At 45.7% G+C, this 23,169-nt stretch carries 12 protein-coding genes; 8 read left to right on the plus strand and 4 right to left on the minus strand.

What is annotated here, in order from left to right; genetic code table 11:
• The first annotated feature begins 151 nt into the window (after positions 1-151).
• On the plus strand, positions 152-1,552 hold the full coding sequence (locus WC615_RS07635) for an alpha-L-fucosidase (RefSeq protein WP_372977514.1): 1,401 nt from the start codon (positions 152-154) through the stop codon (positions 1,550-1,552).
• 231 nt (positions 1,553-1,783) lie between these two features.
• Positions 1,784-3,037: a zinc dependent phospholipase C family protein gene (locus WC615_RS07640; RefSeq protein WP_372977515.1), complete on the plus strand. Its 1,254-nt coding sequence runs from the start codon at positions 1,784-1,786 to the stop codon at positions 3,035-3,037.
• Positions 3,038-3,061: 24 nt separating this feature from the next.
• Here the strand turns inward: WC615_RS07640 and WC615_RS07645 are convergent, their stop codons facing one another.
• The 4 genes from WC615_RS07645 to WC615_RS07660 form a co-directional block, all read right to left on the minus strand.
• Positions 3,062-3,724 carry a 4'-phosphopantetheinyl transferase superfamily protein gene (locus WC615_RS07645; protein WP_372977516.1) on the minus strand — a complete coding sequence of 221 codons (663 nt, stop codon included), beginning with the start codon at positions 3,722-3,724 and terminating at the stop codon, positions 3,062-3,064.
• Positions 3,725-3,800: 76 nt separating this feature from the next.
• Positions 3,801-7,835 (minus strand): amino acid adenylation domain-containing protein, encoded by a 4,035-nt coding sequence (locus WC615_RS07650; protein WP_372977517.1) that lies wholly within the window; start codon positions 7,833-7,835, stop codon positions 3,801-3,803.
• A 1-nt stretch (position 7,836) separates the two neighbouring features.
• Positions 7,837-14,520 carry an amino acid adenylation domain-containing protein gene (locus WC615_RS07655; RefSeq protein ID WP_372977518.1) on the minus strand — a complete coding sequence of 2,228 codons (6,684 nt, stop codon included), beginning with the start codon at positions 14,518-14,520 and terminating at the stop codon, positions 7,837-7,839.
• Between the two features lie 311 nt (positions 14,521-14,831).
• Positions 14,832-15,173: a hypothetical protein gene (locus WC615_RS07660; protein WP_372977519.1), complete on the minus strand. Its 342-nt coding sequence runs from the start codon at positions 15,171-15,173 to the stop codon at positions 14,832-14,834.
• A gap of 147 nt (positions 15,174-15,320) precedes the next feature.
• Between WC615_RS07660 and WC615_RS07665 the strand changes: the two genes are divergently transcribed.
• The 6 genes from WC615_RS07665 (at position 15,321) to WC615_RS07690 (ending at position 23,000) form a co-directional block, all read left to right on the plus strand.
• Complete coding sequence (locus tag WC615_RS07665; protein ID WP_372977520.1) at positions 15,321-15,632, plus strand: SHOCT domain-containing protein; 312 nt, start codon at positions 15,321-15,323, stop codon at positions 15,630-15,632.
• A gap of 116 nt (positions 15,633-15,748) precedes the next feature.
• Positions 15,749-16,426, plus strand: a complete 678-nt coding sequence (locus WC615_RS07670; protein ID WP_372977521.1) for a response regulator transcription factor — start codon at positions 15,749-15,751, stop codon at positions 16,424-16,426.
• Positions 16,423-17,670: a sensor histidine kinase gene (locus WC615_RS07675; RefSeq protein ID WP_372977522.1), complete on the plus strand. Its 1,248-nt coding sequence runs from the start codon at positions 16,423-16,425 to the stop codon at positions 17,668-17,670. Before WC615_RS07670 ends, WC615_RS07675 begins: the two co-directional genes overlap by 4 nt.
• A gap of 103 nt (positions 17,671-17,773) precedes the next feature.
• Entirely contained in the window at positions 17,774-19,012 is a 1,239-nt protein-coding gene (locus WC615_RS07680) for a TolC family protein (protein WP_372977523.1), read from the plus strand.
• Positions 19,009-19,953, plus strand: a complete 945-nt coding sequence (locus tag WC615_RS07685; RefSeq protein WP_372977524.1) for an efflux RND transporter periplasmic adaptor subunit — start codon at positions 19,009-19,011, stop codon at positions 19,951-19,953. Before WC615_RS07680 ends, WC615_RS07685 begins: the two co-directional genes overlap by 4 nt.
• Complete coding sequence (locus WC615_RS07690) at positions 19,950-23,000, plus strand: efflux RND transporter permease subunit (protein ID WP_372977525.1); 3,051 nt, start codon at positions 19,950-19,952, stop codon at positions 22,998-23,000. The genes WC615_RS07685 and WC615_RS07690 overlap by 4 nt, the downstream gene beginning before the upstream one ends.
• The last annotated feature ends 169 nt before the right edge of the window (positions 23,001-23,169 follow it).

Genomic DNA, 23,169 nt, shown 5'->3' on the forward strand with positions numbered 1-23,169 from the left:
AATAATTGACTGTCAGATACTTAACCATGTTCACAAGTGTTCACGGCAGTGAACGTGAACACTTTCCTGTGAATTTGGCAACTTTTAAAATTTGTCAAATCTTAACTCAAAAATAATCGCTTACTTTGGGTTTTACATCAGCGTATAATCCATGAAGAAATTATTTACCGCCATTTTGATGCTATCCTGCATCATTTTTAAAACATCGGCACAAAACAATAGTGTAATTACCACTACAGCCAACTACAGTAATTTACAGCAAAAATTCGTCGACCTGAAGTTTGGGATGTTCATCCACTTTAACATGCCCACCTATATGGATGCCGACTGGCCTGATCCCGAAGCGGAAGTAGCCAACTTCAATCCCAAAAAACTAAACGCCGACCAATGGGCAAAAGCAGCAAAAACCGCTAACATGACCTATGGTTGCTTAACTACCAAACACCACAGCGGTTTTTGCATCTGGGATACCAAAACAACCGATTACAACGTAATGAACAGTCCGCTGAAGCGCGACGTGGTAAAGGAATATGTGGATGCATTCCGTAAAAACGACCTCAAGGTGATGCTTTATTACAGTATCCTGGATACTCACCATAAACTGCGCCCGCATACCATCACCCAAAAACATTTTGAAATGGTGAAGGCACAGCTAACCGAACTGTTAACCAAATACGGTAAAATAGAAGCTTTAATTATTGATGGTTGGGATGCTCCATGGTCGAGAATTAGCTATGACGATATCAATTTTGAGGATATTTATCACCTGGTAAAATCGCTGCAGCCCGAATGTGTGCTGATGGACCTGAACGGAGCCAAATACCCCGCCGAAGGCTTGTTTTACAGCGACATCAAAACCTACGAGATGGGTGCCGGTCAGCGTTTATCAACAAAAGATAATGTAATGCCATCATTGGCTTGTTTGCCTTTGCAAAGCAGCTGGTTCTGGAAAACAAACTTCCCCACTACACCGGTAAAAGAGCCCGCTAAAATGGTTGCGCAATTAAATACACTTAACCAGGCGGGCTGTAACTTTATTTTGAATGTTGCCCCAAACCGAGATGGTTTATTTGACGATAACGCTTTAGCCGCCTTAAAAGAAATTGGCAAGCAATGGAAAAATGATGTACCTGCCCCAAAACTGGCGCCAACCAATGCGCCTATCATATCAAGCAACCTGGCAAAAAACAAACCGTCAAACTCCAGTTGGAGCGATGATATGAACATTATGGATTTTGCCAATGATGATGACTTCACAACGTCGTGGACATCAAATATGGCTATCAAAACCCCATGGTACGAAATTGATTTTGGCCACGATACCGAGTTTAACACCATTGCCTTAACCGAGCCAAAGGCCAACATTAGCGCTTACCACTTTGAGTACCTGCAAAACGGTGTTTGGAAACCAATTGCAGAAGGCCGTACCGTATCACGTGTAAAGATCCACCGCTTTAACCGCGTTTATGGCACCAAAGTCCGGGTAACTATTGATAAGGCCGAAGGGCAGGTATCAATTGCGGAATTTGGCGTTTACAACGAGCGGAGGTAAAACATAATTATTTAGACGCGAAGTATCGCGTCTCTACTGAGACCATATTGTAGAGACGCGATACCTCGCGTCTTTTTTATAAAAGCCCGCCACGTAACAATTCCATCATTAAACACCTTATTTAAAACTGTTCGGCACATTTTATCGTTCTTTACACAGAATTTATTCAGAATTAGTTTTACAATGTCAGCCACTTTCCGCTCCGGTCTTAGATATTTATTGGTTACCATCATGCTCACATTTGCTGGTCTTACCTCTAGGGCCTACTCTATACTAGCACACGAAGCCATTATAGATGCTGCATGGAAATCAACCCTGGTACCTTTACTAAAGCAAAAATATCCAGACGCCACGCGCGAGCAAGTGCTGATGGCACACTCATACGCCTATGGTGGCGCTATTGTAGCCGATATGGGCTACATGCCTTTTGGCAACGGTTTTTTTACCGACCTGGTACATTACGTACGCAGTGGCGATTTTGTACAGGCCCTTATTGCCGATTCTCAAAACCTGAATGAATACGCATTCGCGCTGGGCGCACTATCACATTATATGGCCGATAAATACGGGCACTCTTTATCTACCAACCTTAATGTGCCTATTATTTACCCCAAGCTTCAAAAAAAATTCGGTGATGTGGTTACCTATAATGACGACCATACCTCGCACAGCCGCACGGAGTTTGCGTATGACGTATTACAGATAGGCCAAAACGGCTATACATCAGAAGGTTATCATGATTTTATTGGTTTTAATATCTCAGTACCTGTTTTAGAGAAGGCTTTTTATGAAACCTACGGCCGCGAATTGGGCAGTATCTTCTCAAACATCAATTCATCTATTAACACTATGCGTTGGGGTGTGCGTAACCTTTTTCCGGTGCTTACCAAATCGGCATACAAGGCTAACCAAACCGATATTGAGAAGATGCACCCCGGTATAACCGCACGCAAATTCCAGTATAAAATGAGCAAACGATCGTTTAACCTGGAGTTTGGCAAGCAGCGCCAGGAATCTAAGTTCTTTGCAAAAGTGGCCGTATTTTTCATCAGGATATTACCCAAAATAGGGCCTTTAAAAACACTGAAATTCAAATCGCCGGGCGAGCAGGGCCAAAAGCTTTTCGCCATTAGCTTTGAAACAATTTTAAAAAATTACAAGGCTGCTTTAGAACAGGTTGGTACCAACCAGCTAGTACTGCCCGATATTGATTTTGACACGGGTAAACCCACCAGCATTGGTGAATACCAACTTGCTGATAACACATACGCCAAACTTTTAGAAGAATTACAGGAACAGCAATACAAAAACGTTACCCCTGAGCTAAAAAAGAGTATCCTTGATTTTTACAGCACCGCAGATACCACACAGCTAACCGGTAAAGACCTGAAAAAATGGACAAAAACAAGCAGTAGGATCAAAGAACTTGCGCTATTAAAACCCATAACGCAGGATAGCTTACGGTCGCTTATAACATCTAAGTAAAGCCAACCTGAATTTGCTTAGGCTTTAGGAAAAATCAAAAAAAATCAAATCCAGCCCTTCGTCTTCACAAACCACGGTACTTATATAGTCCGGCGCAATGGTAAAACTATTCAACTGCCAGTTTTTATCCGCACCTGTGAGTAATGTGTCTAAGGTATGCTCACCATCAAGTGCGGGCGTAATTTTAAGGTGGTCGCCAAGGCCCTGGCCCGTTGCTTTGAGGATGGCTTCCTTACGCGTCCATAGGGTAAAAAACCTATCGGGTGAAGTACCAATATGGTCAACCTCTTCCCTGCTAAAATTATCCTCCAAAATATCCTGAAATGGGAATAACGGGTCAACAAACTCCACATCTGCCCCCACGGATAATTTAGCTATAGCCAACACTATCCAATCGCCGGAGTGCGACAGGTTATAATGCAGTATCTCTCCGCTGTCACCTATCAAATAAGGTTTTTTATTATCACCCAAAACAAATTGCAATTGGGCTGGCGGCATATTCAGGTATCGCCCCAATATAATCCGTTGCGCACCCCGGCTTACTATGAACCTGTAGGTATCTTTCTGCTGCCTGTATTTGCCGGCACGAAGGGCCTCTTCCGGCGTAAGCAAGGCTTCAAAGCGCTCTAAACGTTTTATGTTTTGGCTGATGCTGATACGCCATACATGCACCTCGTTATTATTCATAACAAGCTCCTTCCTGGAATCATCCTGCCACAGCACATTAATTAAAAACCGATTATTGATAGCGCCCAAACCCTGCTTAATAATTTATCTTATCCAGGCATTCCTGCAATATTTCGGCGAATTGCTTATCGTTAGGCTCTTTAAAAATAGTATTATGCTCGCCTGGTATATTATGGATGTTCACCCCTTTTAAGGCGTAGGGTTTCCAGCCCATGTACACGTAATCATCCAAATAAAACGAATGCGTTTCGGCACGGAATAACTCTACAGCAATATCATACGGCTGTATGCGGTAATGCTTTTGCGCTTCATTGTTCATCTCATCTATTTTATGCGAGTAGCCAAAAAAACCGATCTGTTTTTGTTCGGTGCCAAATTTAAGCTTCCACAAAAGCCTAACCGCACCGCGTTCAATCGCCTTGGCGCGGGTGGTAATTGTTTTAGTAAATCCATCCTTAAATAGCATAGCATGCAATACTTTACGGCCAAAATACATACCACGTTTAACGTGTTTAACCAGCCATGGGTCGTAATGCGGGGTACGATAGGCATAGGTATCAAACATGGCCAGCATGCGCACTTCTTTGTTTAGGGCTTCCAGCTGGCGGGCCATTTCATAGGCAATTATACCCCCGAAAGAGAAACCTGCCAGTGCGTATGGCCCATCGGGATTTTGCGCCCGTATGGCTGAAATATAATGCGCTGCTATGTCTTCCATCCTATTCAGCGGTTCGTCAACACCGTTCAGGCCCTTGGCTTGCAAGCCATAAACAGGCTGGTCGGCATCCATGTGCTTGGCAAGTGTGTTAAAAAGTAATACGTTCAAACCGGCGCCGTGCACAATATAAATAGGTATTTTACTACCGGTTGGTTTTATCGGCACCAATGAATCCCAGGTGATGGATTTCCCATCCATCTCCAACATCAACGACAGCTTTTCTACCGTTGAGTTTTCAAACAGTATGGCCAGCGGAAGGCGCTTACCCGTATCTTTCTCTATGCGCGCCATTACCTGTACGGCTATCAGCGAGTGGCCGCCAAGCTCAAAAAAGTTATCGTGGATGCCTACCTGCTCAACACCTAAAAACTCTGTCCATATATCGGCAACCATTTTTTCTACATCGGTGCGCGGTGCAACGTATTGTACGATTTGTACCGTTTCAATCTCTTGTGCAGCCAATGCTTTTTTATCCACCTTGCCGTTAGGCGTCATCGGCATGACGTCAATCACAATAAAATTATCGGGCATCATATAATCAGGCACCGATGTGCGCAGGTTGTTGCGCCATTGGTGGATCAATTCGATGTTATCGCCATCAGCTGGGATGCCCTCTTTTAAAATAATATAGGCAACTAATTTATCCACGCCATTATTATCGGCACGGGCAATCACTACGGCCTGTTTTATGGCTTCCTCTTTAGCCAGGTTAAATTCTATCTCACCTGTTTCAATCCGATAACCACGAATTTTCACCTGTGCGTCAATCCGTGATATGTACATTAGGTCGCCTTCCGGTGTGAAAGTCCCCAGGTCGCCGGTACGATACATTTTCGCCCCTGGTTTGTCCGAAAAAGGATCTGAAACGAATTTTTCCGCCGTCAGTTCGGCCTGATTCAGGTAACCTTCGGCCACACCTTCCCCTGCTATATAAATTTCGCCTGCCACGCCCGGCGACAATATATTTTGGAACGGATCTAAAATATAAATAGCCGTATTATCAATAGGTTTACCAATGCTGATAAAACCGTCATTGGTGGTGATCTCTTTTAGTGTCGACCAGATAGTAGTCTCCGTTGGCCCGTAAACATTCCACAGCGAAGTAGCCTTATCCAGGATACGCTGCGCAAGGTCCATTGGTAAAGCCTCGCCGCCGCATATCACTTTTACCCTTTCTTTATCCCAACCCGCCTCAAGCATAATACGCCAGGTGTATGGCGTGGCCTGCATCACGGTAATTTTATCTTTTTTGATGATGCCGAGCAATGCGTTACCATCCTTAGCGGTAGCGGCATCGGCCAATACTATCTGCGCGCCTGTTATCAGCGGAAGCCATAATTCCAGCCCGGCAATATCAAAGCTGATGGTAGTTACGGCAAGCAGCCTATCGGCAGCCGTTAGGCCCGGCTGCTTTTGCATGCTATACAAAAAGTTAACCACGTTATGGTGCTTTATCTGCACCCCTTTTGGCTGCCCGGTTGAGCCTGATGTATACAGGATGTAGATCAGGTCTTCTCCTTTCACAACTACATCCGGGTCGGCTGTGGAATAATTATTAAGCGCCGGCAGGATGTCCTCCAGTATAATCTCCTTCGCGTTTGATACGTATTGCCCTTTGTAAGCCCGGGACGTAAGCAGCACCACCGCGGCCGAATCTTCCAGCATGTAATTGATGCGGTTAATCGGAAATATCGGGTCGAGCGGAACATAGGTAGCACCTGCTTTAATAATACCCAGTAAACCGATCACCAACTCTGCCGACCTGTCCAGCGAAATCGCCACCTTATCGGTTGGCTTCACGCCGTTCTCAATCAGCACAGCTGCCATTTGATTGGCCTTTTGGTTGAGCTCCCGGTAGCTAAATTCTTCGTTATTAAACTTAAGGGCGATATTATTGGGATATTGGGTAGCTGTTTCGCTGATGATCTGGTGAAGCGGTTTTTCCTTCGGATAGGCAACCTTTGTATCATTCCATTTATCCAGCTGCGCTTTGATTTCGGCAGCATTTAGTACCGGCAATTTACCTATCGGTGTATCGGGCGTTTTCACTACTTCGCGCAGCAAATGCTCCAGTGTATCCATAAACCGGCTGATGGTAGCCAGCTCGAATAATTGCGTATTGTACGACCACTCAAAGGTCAATGTGCCTTTATGGTCGGTAATATTCAGGAAGATCTCGAACGTTTCGTACTCGCGCGGGTTATTGATGTAGCGGTGCTTCAGGTTATAAAAACTGATGCCCTCATCCATCCCAATATCGATATTAAACACCACCGGCACCAGCGGCAGGCGCGATGCATCCCTCGGGATGTTCAGTTTTTTTAGCAAACTGCCGAAGGTGTACATCTGGTGATCGTATGCATCCAGCACAGGGCTTTTACGCTCTTTTAAGTACTCTACAAATGATTGATCGCCCCTTGGGAAACTCCTTAAAGGCAGCAGGTTTACGCAATGCCCAACCAGTCCAAAATTACCCGTGGCAGATTGCCCGGCGGCTGGCAGACCGATAATGATCTCCTCCTGCCCGGTTAACTGGTGCAAAAATACCTCGAACGAGGCCATAACAGCACTTACAAAGCTGGTACCTGCCTTGCGGGCTAATAGCTTCAGCTCGCTAACCAGGGCGGCATCCATGCTAAAATCGGCACGGTTGCTTCTATAGGTACGCGGCGTTGGCCTTGGGTTATCGGTAGGTAAATCCAGCAGGTGGTTGCTTCCTTTAAACTGGTTTAGCCAGTATTGTTCAGTTTCTTTATGTTCTTCGGTTCGCGATAATTCTATCTCGGCAACGGCATATTCGCTGAATTTTGGTGCAGGAGGTAGTTTTGGTGTTTCGTGCTGCGCAAAAGCCGAGTATAGCTTACTCAGGTCCTGCATCATGATCCCTACCGACCAGCCATCGCAAACAATGTGGTGCATCAGCATGATGATCATGTGCTCATCATAGTTCAGCTTTAATATGGCAACTTTAAACAGCGGGCCGTTCACCAGGTCCAACGGGGTAATGGCCAGTTGCCTGTTATAATTTTTAATAAAAAGCTTGTTCTGATCATCGTCCTGCCCCGACAGGTCGTGGTAATCAACATTGATCTCCGGGTTGTTATAAACGATGATATTTGCGCCATCGGCACTAAAAACAGTACGCAGCGCTTCATGCCTGTTTGATAAGGCCTGCAAGGCCTTCATCATGGCATCGGTATCAAATGTACCGGTAAGCACAATGCTCGAGGAATCGTTATAAGCACAGCTGGCATCGTTGCCACCTATCAGGCACGATGTCCAGATTTCTATCTGTGGTTCAGTAGCCGGGGCAACCAATAGTATTTCCGGCCCGGCGAATGGATCGAACTCGTCAGTACTAACCTGGGGGATATATGTAGTAGTCTGATCCAAATTAACGGCCGTTTAGGTTTATCTGTAAATATTTTCCGGGGTTGTTCTCATCTGGTACAAACCAGGCGGGGTTACCATCTTTATCGCGGCCAAGTTTAGCACCCTCAACAGGTGGCTCGTTAGCGTTGGTAATAGCCGGTGTGGCTAAAGATACAACAGGCGCGGCATTTTGCGCTTTAAAAAATCCTGCCTCAATCATATCGGCAATGCTGGCGTTAAATGCGGCTATCATGGTATCCACATCCTCTTCGGTATGCGCATCCGTCATAAAGCAAGGGAAACCATCCAATACGTGAATGCCCCTTAAACGCATCAGCGTAAACAATAACTCGCTGTAAGGAATTTCTTCTAAAAACTTCAACCGCCATAACGAGGCATAACCAACTACGGTTAGCGGCAGGTTCTCCTTCTTACAGGTAGCGTCCATACCGTTTTTTAAACGCGTAGCCAGGCCTGTCAGTTTTTCCTGCAGGGCGGGCCCGCGGTCTTTCATGTATTGTAACGATGCCATACAAGCGGCCAGCGCAAGCGGGTGGCGTACAAAGGTACCGGCAAAGTAAGTTACCCCTACTTCGGGTACCGAATCATCGCCGTACTGCCAGAAACCGCCATCCAGCGCATCCATGTATTCGGCTTTGCCGCAGATGGCGCCAACAGGCATACCACCGCCAATAACTTTACCGTAGGTACCCAAATCGGCTTTTACACCAAACAGGGCCTGTGTACCGCCGGGATGGAAACGGAACCCGCTGATCACCTCATCAAAAACAAGGCAAACCTTGGCTTCTTCGGTAACCACTCTTAGTTTTTTCAGGAATTCGATAGGTTGAAACTCGGGCCTGCGGCTTTGCACGGGTTCTACCAGTACAGCCGCAATCTCGTCAGCACGTTCTTTAATGATACGCAGTGCTTCATCGGTGCCGTAGTCCAGTATCAGCATGTTCTGCACGTTGTCCGACAGGATACCCGATGCGGCGGGAACAGTCTTTAACTTTTTCGTTCCACGCACAATTACCTCGTCCATAATGCCATGGTACGAACCGCTAAAGGCTACGATCAACGGGCGACCGGTTACCGTACGGGCTACACGCATAGCGCCTAATACAGCCTCTGAACCGGTATTGCATAATGCAGTACGGTCATGATTGGTAAATTCGCACATTAGCTTACAAACCTCGCCGGCAAGCTCATGCTGCGGGCCTATCTCATAGCCCAGTTCCATTTGTGCCAAAACAGCTTGTTTTAAAACATCGGGCTGGTAACCCAGCATGTTTGAACCAAAGCCGTTAAGGGCATCAATGTATTCATTGCCATCCACGTCCCAAAGGCGGCTGCCCTTTGATCGGTTGATGACTATAGGGTAAACCACCTCTTTTGTTAAGGGCCTAAAGCCGCTTACCACACGCGGATCGGCCATATACCGGCGATGCTGCTGGGTTTGTTCTTTACTCTTTTTTGTTTTTTCGTTATAATCTTTAGTGAGCTTAGCCAGGAAAGCCATCTGTTTATCGTCAAGCTCCTGTACCTTACGTTCAATGCGTGCAGTAGCGCCGAATGGTTTTTTTATCTCCACCATTTCCTCCGGGGTGATATCCGGCTCCTGATCTAAAGCAGGCGGTGCTACCGGCTCGCCTTTAAACTCACGGACTGGCGGTGGCGGCAGGATAACCTGCGTAACCTTTACCCCCGTGCTGGCGCCTCCCTGTAAATGCGCTATCTGGCTGGCCAGCAACTGCAATTGCTGATTGATCATACTCAGGGCAACATCAGTACTGCCGTTTGTATTGAACGGGATATTTGGCATTTGTACCGGGCGTTGCGCACTTGCCTGGTTATATACAGGTTGTTGCTGAACAGGGGCCGGTTCAAACTGGCCCGCAGGCAGGCTTTTATCCAGAAAATCAGCCAGCAGGTTGATCGAGTTATACTCTTCAAAAAGTTTTCTGAAGGTAACGGGTACGTTAAAGGTTTTTTTAAGATTGGTAGCTATCTGCGTTAACAATAACGAATCGAAGCCGATCTCGGGGAAGCTCAGGTCTGCGGCATCCTTTTCAATCTCTATGCCCGATGCATCTTCAAAGATCCCGTACAGTTTATCGGCCAGCAAATCTTTTCTCATTATATTACTTTGTATACTATTTTCTTCTGTTGTTGCAGGTGGTGTATCCGGCACAATTTCCTCCGGTTGGTAATTTACCGTTCCTGTTTGATTAATTACTACAGGGTCAACCCAATATTTTTTATGATCGAACGCGTATGGCGGTAACCTTAAGCGTTTACGCTTATCTGTATAAAAAGTTATCCAATTGGGTTCGATGCCGTTTAGCCACAGCTGCCCAAGGGCTTTTAGCACCGATTGATATTCCGAAACATCGCCACTATTTTCTATCCCGGCAACGGTAGCTGCAGGGTTTTCAATAGTTTGCTGCGCAGTGAGTGTAGCCAACGTGCGGCCGGGGCCAACCTCTAAAAACAGGCGGCCTTTATCTTCAGCCAGCGTATCAACAGCAGCAGCAAAGCGTACTGTTTTACGCAAGTGCGATGCCCAGTAAGCCGGGTCGGTTGCCTCGGCAGCGCTAAGCCAGTTGCCTGTGGCGGTTGACACTACGGGTTTTACCGGGGCGTTCAATTTAACGGTTTTAACTACTTCTTCAAATGGTGCCACAATATCGTCCATCATGGCCGAGTGGAAGGCATGGCTGGTTTGTAATAACCTGCCGGGGATGCCTTTCTCCTCCAGCACTTTAGCGAATGCGGCAACTGCATCCTTCCCGCCTGCCACTACCGACAGTTTATTGCTGTTGATAACCGCGATAGAAAGGTTAGCAGGCAATATCTTCTCCACTTCGGCAGCGTTGATGCGTACCGAGAGCATATCGCCTTCGGCAACACTGCTTACCAGTTTGGCTCGCTCGGTGATCAGTTTCAGGGCATCGGGCAGGTTAAACACGCCTGCAAAGTGCGCGGCTACAAATTCGCCTATGCTATGCCCGGTAAACACCGATGGCTCTATCCCCCAGCTCATCCACAGCTTGGCCATAGCATACGAGGTGATGAAAATTGCCGGCTGGGTATAAAATGTATTTTTTAGTTTCTCTGTCGCTTCTGCGGATGCAGGAGTATAAATAACGTTGAGGATATCCTCGTGGCCTGTACCCTTTAGCAGTGCAACGCACTCGTTAACCGCATTGGCAAAAACAGGTTCCTGTTCGTACAGTTCGCGGCCCATGTTGAGATATTGCGCGCCTTGGCCCGGGAACATGAACACCACTTCAGTTGCTTTTTCTTTTAAGGTTTTAGAGTTGGATGGATCGCGCTTAAACTTGGTTAGTTTCTCCATCAGGTCTTGCCTGTCGGCAGCCAGCATAAAGTTGCGTTCTTTAAAGCCAGCACGGGTCGTGTGAAGATTATAGGCAAGATCGGCCATATCAACATCCTCGTTATCCTGCAAATAGTAATATAACCTGTCTGCCCACTTAGATGCGCTTGTCCCCGTTTTCGCCGACCAGCTGATCAGGCTTAGCGGTTTGCTTTCGCTGGCGGGCTGTTCTGCTTTAACATACTCTTCCAGTACGGTGTGCACATTGGTACCACCTACACCAAATGAGCTTACCCCCGCCCTGCGTTTACCTTCGCTTTGCCAGTCGGCAAGTTTGGTATTCACAAAAAACGGACTATCGGCAAAATCAATATTAGGGTTTGGTTTGGTATAGTATAATGATGCCGGGAGTTGTTTATGGTACAGTGCCAGCGTGGTTTTAATAAAACCCGCTACCCCCGCTGCGGCCACCATGTGGCCCATATTACTTTTTATAGACCCAATGGCGCAATACTGTTTCTTATCCTGTGCGCCAAAGGCCAGGTTTAGGCCTTCAATCTCTATCGGGTCGCCTAAGGATGTGGCGGTGCCGTGGGCTTCTACATAGCTGATGGTCGCCGGATCTATACCTGCATCGGCAATGGCCATGGCAATAGCGCCGGCCTGCCCGGTTGCGCTTGGCGCGGTAAAGCTGCCCTTGCCGCCACCATCGTTATTAAGGCCTACGCCTTTTAGTACGGCATAAATGGTATCGCCATCGCGTTCGGCATCCTGCAGGCTTTTCAGCACTACAATACCCGCGCCATCGCTAAATACAGTACCGTCCGCTTCGGCATCAAAAGAGCGGCAATGCCCATCGGCACTCAGCATGGTACCCTGTTGGTATAAATGACCGCTTTTTATAGGCGAGTTAACCGATGCACCGCCTGCCAGCGCCACATCGCACTGCCCGTTACGGATGCTATCCGCAGCCTGCGCAATTGCTAACAGCGAAGTTGAACAGGCCGAATGCACGCTTACTGCCGGGCCGGTGAGGTTCAACTCGTAAGCGGTCCGGGTTGCTATATAATCTTTCTCGTTAACGGTGGCTACCAAAAAGCGGCCAACGTTCTCAATCTTTTCGGTGTTTGATATGACGTTGTTGGTGTAATAGGTATTGTTACCTACACCGGCAAAAACGCCAACGGCACCATCATACTTCCCGGGCAGGTGGCCCGTAGTTTCCAACGCTTCCCAGGCCAGTTCTAAAAACACCCGCTGCTGCGGGTCCATCAGTTCGGCCACTTTGGGGCTGATGCCAAAAAACGCGGCATCAAAGCTATCGGCATTTTCCACTACACCACGCGCCTTTACATAATTGGGCGCATTGCGTACCTCAAACGGCACACTTGCGTCAAGCTCAGCATCGCTGAAAAACGAAGTGGTTTCGCGTCCTTCAACCAAAACCTTCCAAAGTTCGGCAATAGTATCAGCACCCGGAAAACGGGCGGCCATGCCTATTACGGCTATATCGTTGTTGGTTTTATCAGCCCTTGATCTGCCCGCTGCAATTTTTGTTACATTTTTACTACCTTCTAAAAAGGCGGCTATACCATTAACCGTTGGGTACTGGTACAGCTTGGTTATTGGCAAGGTATAGTTATACTGCTTTTTTAAAGCGGCAACAGTTTTTAGCGCCAGGATGGAGTTCCCGCCCAGTTCAAAAAAGTTATCGAAAATGCCCACCTTATCCAACTGCAATAGTTCGGCCCATATAATGGCTGTCCGCTTCTCTGCAGTAGTATTTGGAGCCTGATACAGTACCGATAATTCAGGGCGTTGGGTATCCGGGGCAGGCAATGCGTTACGGTCTATCTTACCGCTGGTTGTTTTGGCAAAGCCATCTACCCAAACAAATGCCGAGGGCATCATATAATCGGGTAGTTTTTGTTCTATGCTATCGCGAAGGAAGGCAATGTCTTTTTTCCCGCCTGATGAGATAAGATAAGCTACCAACCGTTTTTGGCCGGGCACATCCTCGCGGGCTATCACAACCGACTGGCTGATACCTTCCAACTGATTCAGCAGCACTTCTATCTCACCAACCTCTACCCTGTTCCCGCGGATCTTCACCTGTGTATCCAGGCGGCCAAGGTATTCTATATTACCATCGGGCAGGTATCTACCTAAGTCGCCGCTGCGATAAATGCGGGTAGGTTTGCCGTTGGTATCTGTCCAGTTTACAAATTTTTCGGCGGTTAGTTCAGGCCGGTTTAAGTACCCATAAGCAAGGCTTACGCCGCTGATACAGAGTTCGCCCTGTTCGCCATCTGCTACGGGCCTTAGCTGCTCATCCACCACGTGGATGTTAACGTTTTCTATCGGTTTACCAATATTTGGCAATAGCGGCCAGTTTTGGGCAGAGCCTTCCATTTTAAGGGCGGTGCTACATACGCTGGCCTCGGTTGGGCCATACATGTTAAAGAACACGCAGCCCGGTAGTGCCTGGAAAAAACGCAGGATCTGCGGGGTTATCTTTAACTGCTCGCCCGCGCTGATCACTTCTTGTAACGATTGCGGGAAATACTGCTCGGCATCAGCAGTTTCGGTAAAGTATTGCAGCGCAACAAAAGGCACTATAATACGGTTCACCTTTTGTTCATCAATATATTTCAAGAGCTTAAGCGGATCGATTACCGTCTCGTCATCAATCAATACCAGTGTGCCACCAATGCAAAGTGTGCTAAACACTTCCATAACTGATGCATCAAATATCAGCGGCGAAAATTGCAGCGTACGGTGCCCAACACCCAAATAAGGCGAAAGGTGACGCTGCCAGTTAACCATACTAACCACACCATCGTGCCCAACGCAAACACCTTTTGGCTTACCTGTTGAACCCGATGTGTATATAATATAGGCAACCTTGGTTTTATCCCATTCGCCAAAAAAAGCAGTCGGGGTAACAGGCTGGTCAGAAACTATTACATTTTTAACAATAGTGCTAAAAACCATTATATCACTTTGCGGTGCAATTATAGTATCCATACTGCTATCGTCAGCAATATCCTGAAGTCGCTCTGCCGGGAAAGTTGGGTCTAAAGGCAAATAGGCCTTACCGGCTTTAAGAACAGCAAACAGGGTGATAATGGTTTCGATAGAACGGGTAGCGCTTACCCCGATAACAAGCGAAGCGGGAGATGCAGACACAATGGCTTTAGCCAGTTCATCGGCTTTGGCGTTTAGTTCAGCGTAGGTAATTTTACGGTCGCCAAAACTAACTGCTGTAACCTGCGGATGCTGCTGCGCCTGCTCTTCAATCAAATGATGTATAAACACATCACCGGTTGAAATATTTGTATACTTATTGTCGGTAAGAATATCCATTAAGCTAAATAAGTAGGATAGTTTTTAAAGCTAACCTTATAGTTACCCTTATTCGGTTTTTAATCGGGTTTAAGATATAAATTTTAATGCTATAGGATTGCAGCAGGCGACAAAAAATTTCATTTAATTTTCACTTAAACAAAGGCTTACTTTTTGCTTTGCAGCCACCATTCACATAACCATAAATTAAACATGTACCATAAAAGCAAGTAATACTGGCTTATATGAAATTACAGTTTTGTTTTATATAAATATTTAAGGCAACAGCTATTTAGTATAGCTACCGGTTGTAGGGGTAAACCAGCAAATATTTACTTAAATTCTATTTGATCGGGCTGGGCGGCAACAATTTCGGGGCGGTTTTTGTGCAGTTCGAACACGCCGGTAACACACATTGTTTTCCCTTTCAAATTAGCCCAATCCAACGTTATTTTGTTACCTTTTACGGCTATTGTATATTTTTGGTTTGGATAATTCCCGCCCATATTGATCAGCGTAAGGGTGTCGCTGAATATTTTTACAGACGATACAACATCGCACAGCGTTTTAGTTTTGCCAAGGTTGGCATTAAACTCCTGTGCATTAAAACTTTGCGCCGACGCTTTAAAAGCAAAAGCCGCTATAAAAACAAAAAGTATAAGTAGTTTTTTCATACCTCAAGATATAGCAATAATTACAAAACAAAAAGAGGAATGTTTGTAGGATGATACGGAGGATTGCTGGTAGAAAGATTTGGAGTGTAAATTTGAGATGTTATAAAATTTATATAGATTAGGGTACTAAACCTTAACCTAAATATTATGATTTTTTTACTGTGGTTCATTTTCTCATTGGGCGTTGGCATGCTTGGTGCTGGCAAAAACATTGGCTTTTGGGGTGCGTTTTTAATAGCCTTAATTTTATCGCCATTAATAGGGTTTATTGTTGTGCTTTGCTCATCAACCAAGGTACAATACCTATATCCACCTACACAACCTGTACAGACCACTAAACCAAAGCCACAAGTTGACGTTGCTGACCAATTGGGTAAGTTTAAAGTATTGTTAGATTCGGGGGCTATTACCGAAGATGAATTCAATGAACAAAAGCGGAAACTTTTAGGGCAATATTGAAATAATACTTCAAGATCAACTTTGTAAGATAACAAACCGCTATATAAGTAAATATTGCATAATCGCAGAAAAAGTTAACACAGTATTTCTCCAAGTTTATACACTAACTTTAAAATGTGAAGATACTGATCATAGAAGACGAGACCGGCCTGCGCGATAGCATACAAGCTTATTTCACAGGTGAAGACAGCGTGTGCGAAACCGTGAAAGACTTTACTTCGGCAATTGCAAAGGTTAGCGTTTACCGCTACGATTGCATTATTCTTGACCTTACCCTGCCCCTGGGCAACGGCTTAGATATTATTAAACATTTAAAAGCCAATCAGTTTAATGATGGCATACTGATCATATCTGCCAAAAACTCACTGGACGACAGGCTCACCGGGCTCGACCTTGGCGCCGATGATTATTTAACCAAACCCTTCCACCTTTCCGAATTAAAATCGAGGGTTACGGCGATTGTAAGGCGCAGGTCCTTTAACGGCAACAATGTGCTTAAATTTAACGAGATAGATATTGACCTGGCGGCTAAAACAGTTAAGATAAATGATCAGTTTGTAAAGTTCACCCGTAAGGAATACTCCCTGCTGCTTTATTTTGTAGCCAACAAAGGCAAAGTGGTATCTAAAAGCGCCATAGCAGAACATTTATGGGGCGACAGTATTGATATTGCTGATAACTTTGATTTCATCTACTCGCACATCAAAAACATTCGCAAAAAGCTGGTAGAAGCCGGCGGTAAAGATTATATATATGCAGCTTACGGCATGGGTTACAAATTTAACGAGGCATGAAACTGCTGAGTAAATACAATCGTGTTAATGTAGCAGTAACTATAGCCATAATGTTTGTAACGGGTATTATTTATTACTACACTATCAGCCATATTCTGACCAACCAAATCGATAAGGACCTTGTGCTTGAAGAGAACGAGGTTTTTAGCTATGTAAAACAGAATAACCGCTTGCCACAGGTGTATGAATCTAACCATCAGCAGATACTTTTTATGCCGCTTGGCGACAAAAAAATTGAGCGAAGATTTTTAGACACCATTTACAAGGAATCGGGGGATAATGACCTGGAAGCAGGGCGTGCCCTCATCAGTTCGGTTAAAGTTTCCGGGCAAAATTATAGGATACTGGTAACACAATCTAAAGTAGAAACCGAAGACCTGATACAGATCATTTTTTTGATAACCATTGGGGTAATTGCAACCCTGCTTGTTGTGCTAACGGTATTAAACCGGGTTATACTAAAAAGTATCTGGCAACCATTTTATAAAGTATTAGCACAGCTAAAAGAATTCAGGCTGGCCAGCCATGCAGGTATCAGCAGCACCCCTTCGCAAATTGACGAGTTTAAGGAACTTGATAACGCTGTAATTAAAATGGCCGACAGGGTAAATAATGATTATCAAAACCTGAAGGCCTTTACAGAGAACGCATCGCACGAGCTGATGCCCCCTATTTCGGTGATCAACTCCAAACTGGATACGCTGGTACAAACAGGCGAGTTTACCGACGATCAAAGCAAGCTGCTTAATGACATTTACGGAACAGTGGCCCGCCTTACCCGCCTCAATAAATCAATGCTATTATTGGCCAAGATAGAGAACGGGCAGATCCGTGATGAAGAGGAAGTGGATCTGAAAACAATGATTGATGAATGCCTTTATCAGCAGGAAGAAAGCATCCAGCGCCTTGGCATCGTATTAAAGCTTCACCTGGATGATAAGATACTAAAAGCGAGTAAATTACTAATGGAAGTTTTGCTGAATAATTTGATCAGCAACGCAATAAGGCATAACTACCCGGGTGGCCATATAACCCTTACCCTGTTGCCGCAGCAATTAATTGTGAGCAATACAGGCAGCGATACCTTTAACATCGACCATGCCCTGAAACGGTTCCATAAAGCCGATGGATCTGAAGGAATAGGGCTGGGTTTAACCCTTTGTAAACAAATCTGTGATAATTATGGTTTTAAACTGAATTACCTGCACCATAATCAAACCCATACCTTTTCGGCAACTTTCTGACAGATAACAGCAGGTAAAAATCCCCCTCAAAATTTGCACAGAATTGAGTGAGAGATTTACAAATAAAACTATCTAAATTAATAGCGGATAGTACATAGCGCTGATGAAGTACATTATTAACCTGTTTTTACTTTTTTTAACGTCTGCTACCTGTTTAGGGCAAACCAAAACTTTGGATGATTATTTGCAGCAGGCCGTAAAAAACAGTCCGTTGTTAAAGGATTTGAATAACCAGATCCTATCGGCACAACTGGATAGCGTACGTATTAAAGCCGGTTTTAGGCCGCAGGTTACAGCCAGCAGCGCGGGCCTGTATGCGCCGGTTATAAGAGGCTACGGCTACGCATCGGCCATAACAAATGGCCAAACCCTTAATGGCTTAGTTACGGTTAGTAAAGCATTCATTGGTAAAGATTACCTGAATGCGCAGTTTGCGGGTTTGGGCCTCCAAAGAGACTCACTGCGCAACAGCATTAAACTTTCCGAACAAGACCTTCGCCGTACCATTATAGGGCAATACATTACCGCTTATGGCAGCCTGCAGCAGCAACGCTTTAACCTGGAGATTGTTGACCTGCTCAGTAAAGAAGAAAACCTGCTGAAACGCCTTACCCGCAGCAATGTTTACCGCCAAAGCGATTACCTTACTTTTTTGGTTACCCTTAAGCAAGCCCAACTACAGCTATCGCAAACCCGTTTACAATACAAAACAGATTATGCTACGCTCAATTATTTATCCGGCGTAGCCGATACCGCTATTTTTGAGATAGCTAAACCAGAGCTTCAAAAAACTATCAGCACCACAGACCGCAACGCCAGTATTTTCTTCAAACAATATCAACTGGATAGCATCAGGCTTACCAACAGCCGTAAATTGATAGATTACAGCTATCGCCCCAAACTAAGCGTTTTTGCTGATGGCGGCTACAACTCCGACCTTACAGCGCAGTACTACAAAAACTTTGGCACCAGTGTAGGCTTTAGCGTCAGCATGCCCTTGTACGATGGCGGACAACGCAAGCTGTTATACAAAAAGCTATCGCTTGAGCAGGAAACCCAACGCAACTATAAGGCGTTTTTTAATAATCAGTACACCCAGCAAATCAACCAGCTTAACCAGCAAATTGGCGAATACGATAAACTTATAGCCGAAATAAACGACCAGTTTAAATACTCCGAAAGCCTGATAAAGGTTGATACACAACTGCTGCAAACCGGCGACCTAAAAATTGCCGACCTGATACTGGCTGTTAACAATTACCTTACTATAAAAAACCTGCTTACCCAAAATACCATCAACAGGTTACAACTCATCAATCAACTTAATTATTGGAGCAGATGATCATAAAACGACCTTACCGACTACCCCTTAATATATTATTTGCCTGCCTGCTTGCTGCCACGATATGCTCATGCAGCGGTGGTAAACCCGCCGAAGAAGATACTGCCGCCACCGCGCAAACACCCGTTACTGTCACCACTATTGGCAACAGCGCTATGGCTGATACCATTGAGCTGAACGCGACATCAACCTTCCTGCAAAAAAATTATGTGAAGGCAAATGCCATTGGCTATATCCAAAAAGTAAATGTACAGCCCGGGCATTATGTAGAAAAAGGCCAGCTCATGTTCACCATTAAAACCAAGGAAGCTCAAAGCATTGGCAATACCATTAACGTACTCGATACCACATTTAAATTCTCGGGCATTAACAGCATCCGGGCTTCGCGCAGCGGTTTTGTAACCCAGCTATTGCACCAGGTTGGTGATTACGTGCAGGATGGCGACCAACTGGCCATCATCAGCGACCGTGAGAGCTTTGCCTTTGTACTGCAATTACCATATGAGTTAAGGGGCGTAATTGCCAACAACCAAAACCTGATGCTAACACTGCCCGACGGTGAAAAGCTAAACGGGCACATTGCATCGCTTATGCCATCGGTTGATTCGTTATCGCAAACGCAGGGTATCGTAATCAAAGTAAACAGCAACCACCCCATCCCCGAAAATCTGGTAGCCAAGGCACACATCATTAAAACAGCAAAAAGCAGCGCGCCATCGTTGCCAAAATCGGCTGTGCTATCAAACGAAACACAGAACGAGTTTTGGGTAATGAAGCTGATAAACGATACCACGGCTGTTAAAACATCTGTAAAAACAGGTATAGAATCCGGCGGGCGGGTGGAGGTCACATCGCCCAAATTTACCCCGGGCGACCGCATAGCCGTAACCGGGAACTATGGCCTGGCCGATACCGCCAAAATAAAGATAGTGAAGCCATGAACAATCTGAATAATTTTTTCATTACGCATAAAAAGCCCATCAGCTTAATGCTGTTCATCATTCTGCTGGGTGGTGGGTTTGCCTATTCGCGGCTGCAAACATCACTATTCCCGGAGATCACCTTCCCTAAAATAAAGATCATTGCCGATGCCGGCCTGCAACCTGTTAACAAAATGATGGTAACGGTTACCAAACCTCTTGAAAATGCCGTTAAACAAGTGCCCGACCTGCATTACGTACGCAGCACCACCAGCCGCGGCAGCTGCGAGATCTCGGCCTATATGAACTGGGATGCGGATATTGACCTGAGCCAGCAACGCATCGAATCGCGCATAGCGCAGATAAAGAATATACTACCGCCCGATGTAAATGTTTCGGTAGAGAAGATGAACCCCTCCATCCTGCCGGTGAGCGGGTACACGCTGGAAAGCCACAATCTTTCGCCTATCGAACTAAAACAACTGGCTACTTATACCATAAAACCCTTTCTTTCGCAGGTAGATGGCGTATCAGAGATCAGGGTGATAGGCGGCAAGACCAAAGAGTATTGGCTGGTGCTGAACCGCCAAAAAATGAGCTCGCTTGGCTTAACACCCGATATCATAACCAACGCCCTTGCGCAAACGGCGTTCATCAAAAGTAACGGGTACCTGTCTGATTATAAGATGCTGTACTTAACCGTTACCGATGCCAGCGTTAACACCAGTGAGCAATTGAAAAACCTGGTGATAAGCAATAACCGCAAGCGGGTTATCCAGTTAAAAGATATTGCCGAAATTCAGGTAAACCCCGGCATTGAGTACACCAAGATAAATGCCAACGGCCACGAAGGCGTACTGATAGCGGTTATTAAACAACCAAACGCTAACCTGGTAGATCTATCTGCCGCCATGACCGCTAAGGTAGCCGACCTGCAAAAGGTACTACCCAAAGGCGTAACCATAAAACCATACTACGTACAGGCCGATTTTGTGAACGAATCTGTAAAAAGCGTTAGCGATAGTTTATGGATAGGCCTGGCATTGGCTATAGTGGTAGCTATCATTTTCCTGCGGTCGGTTAAGGCAAGTGCCACCATTTTAATCACCATCCCGGTTACGCTTTGCTTTACACTGATTGTTTTATACGCCGCAGGGTACACGCTAAACATCATGACCTTGGGTGCCATAGCAGCAGCCATAGGACTGATCATAGATGATGCCATAGTAGTGGTGGAGCAGATCCACCGAACGCACGAGGAACACCCGGAGGAGCCAACCATAACACTTTTGGAGCGGGCAATTAATTACCTGTTCCCGGCTATGGTGGGTTCGTCTATAAGTACCATTGTTATATTCATCCCTTTTTTGTTGATGACGGGCGTTGCTGGCGAGTATTTTAAGGTAATGACCAACACCATGATCATTACACTGGTTTGCTCCTTTTTTGTAACGTGGATAGGTTTGCCGGTAATATACCTGCTGCTCACCAAAAATTCAGAAGTGAACACCGTTGGAAAAAAAACAGAAGTACACACTGTTAAAAGGCAGCGTTGGGTATCATTCTTCATCCTGCGGCCATTTATGAGCATTATTTTAATAGTAGTACTGGTGGCGATTATCGTCATTATCCCTGGCAGACTGGAAACAGGTTTCCTGCCGGATATGGATGAGGGTAGTATTGTATTGGACTATACCTCCCCTCCCGGCACCTCGTTGGAAGAAACCGACCGTATGCTGCGCGAGATAGAAAAGGTAATCATCAAAGAACCTGATGTTGCCGCTTACTCGCGCCGTACAGGTACACAAATGGGTTTTTTCATCACCGAACCAAACACAGGCGATTACCTGATCCAGCTAAAAAAAGGCCACAATAAAACATCGGAAGAAGTGATAAGCGACCTGCGTGCGCATATTGAAGCCACACAGCCAGCCTTGCGGGTTGATTTTGGGCAGGTTATAGGCGATATGCTTGGCGACCTGATGACATCCACCCAACCTATCGAAATAAAAGTTTTTGGCGACGACCAGGCAAAACTACAGGCTTTATCAAAACAAGTTGCTGCTATAGTGACTGATGTAAAAGGCACAGCCGATGTGTTTGATGGTATTGTTATCGCCGGTCCATCGGTAGATATTGTGCCCGATTACACCAAACTTGCCCAATACAATATAACCCCTGCCGCTTTGCAGTTACAAGTGCAGTCGGCATTGGAGGGTAATGTGATCGGTAACTTATTTGAACGCGAGCAGCAATCCCCTATCCGCATGGTGTACCCGGGCAACCGCTTGCAGGATGTAGCGGGTATAAAACGTTTAAGTCTGTTTTTACCCGATGGCAGGCTGATTCCCATTACCCAACTGGCCAGCGTAAACCTGCGCACCGGCGATGCCGAGGTTGAGCGCGAAAACCTGCAGGCCATGGGCGTGGTCAGCGCCCGTTTAGAGAACAGCGACCTGGGCAGCGTTATCCCCGCCATACAAAAAGGTATTGCAAAAAAAATAAACCTGCCACCAGGCTACCATGTGGAGTACGGCGGCGCTTACGCCGAGCAGCAGCAAAGTTTTAAAGAGCTTTTAATGATACTGGTAACCGCAAGCCTGCTGGTGTTTGGGGTAATATTATTCCTGTTTAAACAATTCAGGATAGCGTTGCTGATATTGGCGATAGCCGTTTTAGGTATTGGTGGCAGTTTGCTGGCATTATTCCTGACCAATACACCGCTTAACGTGGGCAGCTATACAGGGCTGATCATGATCGTAGGTATTATTGGTGAGAACGCCATCTTTACCTTTTGGCAATTCCGCGAAAGCGCACGTGAAAGTAGCGTAGATAATGCTATTGTTTACTCCATATCAACCCGGCTTCGCCCAAAACTGATGACGGCCTTAGGCGCTATTATAGCACTAATGCCTCTGGCATTGGGGATAGGTGCCGGGGCGCAATTGCATCAACCGTTAGCTATAGCAGTTATTGGCGGTTTTTTAGCGGCGCTGCCATTATTACTGATTGTGTTACCCAGTATGTTACGGGTATTTTACAAAAACCATGTTTTTGCAAAGAAGTAAGCGAATAATTAAAACTGCATAGAAAATTGCAAACCTAAAGTACCCTGATTGTATGATGGCAGTAAAATAGAACTGCTTTTAGATTCTTTCTTCAGCTCTTCAGGTACATCCCTGTTATTCTCCTTTTCGCGGCCTGCTTTAAAAAGCCGGTTACGTATATAAGGGTAAA

Source organism: Mucilaginibacter sp., assembly GCF_041663085.1.
Lineage (GTDB): Bacteria > Bacteroidota > Bacteroidia > Sphingobacteriales > Sphingobacteriaceae > Mucilaginibacter.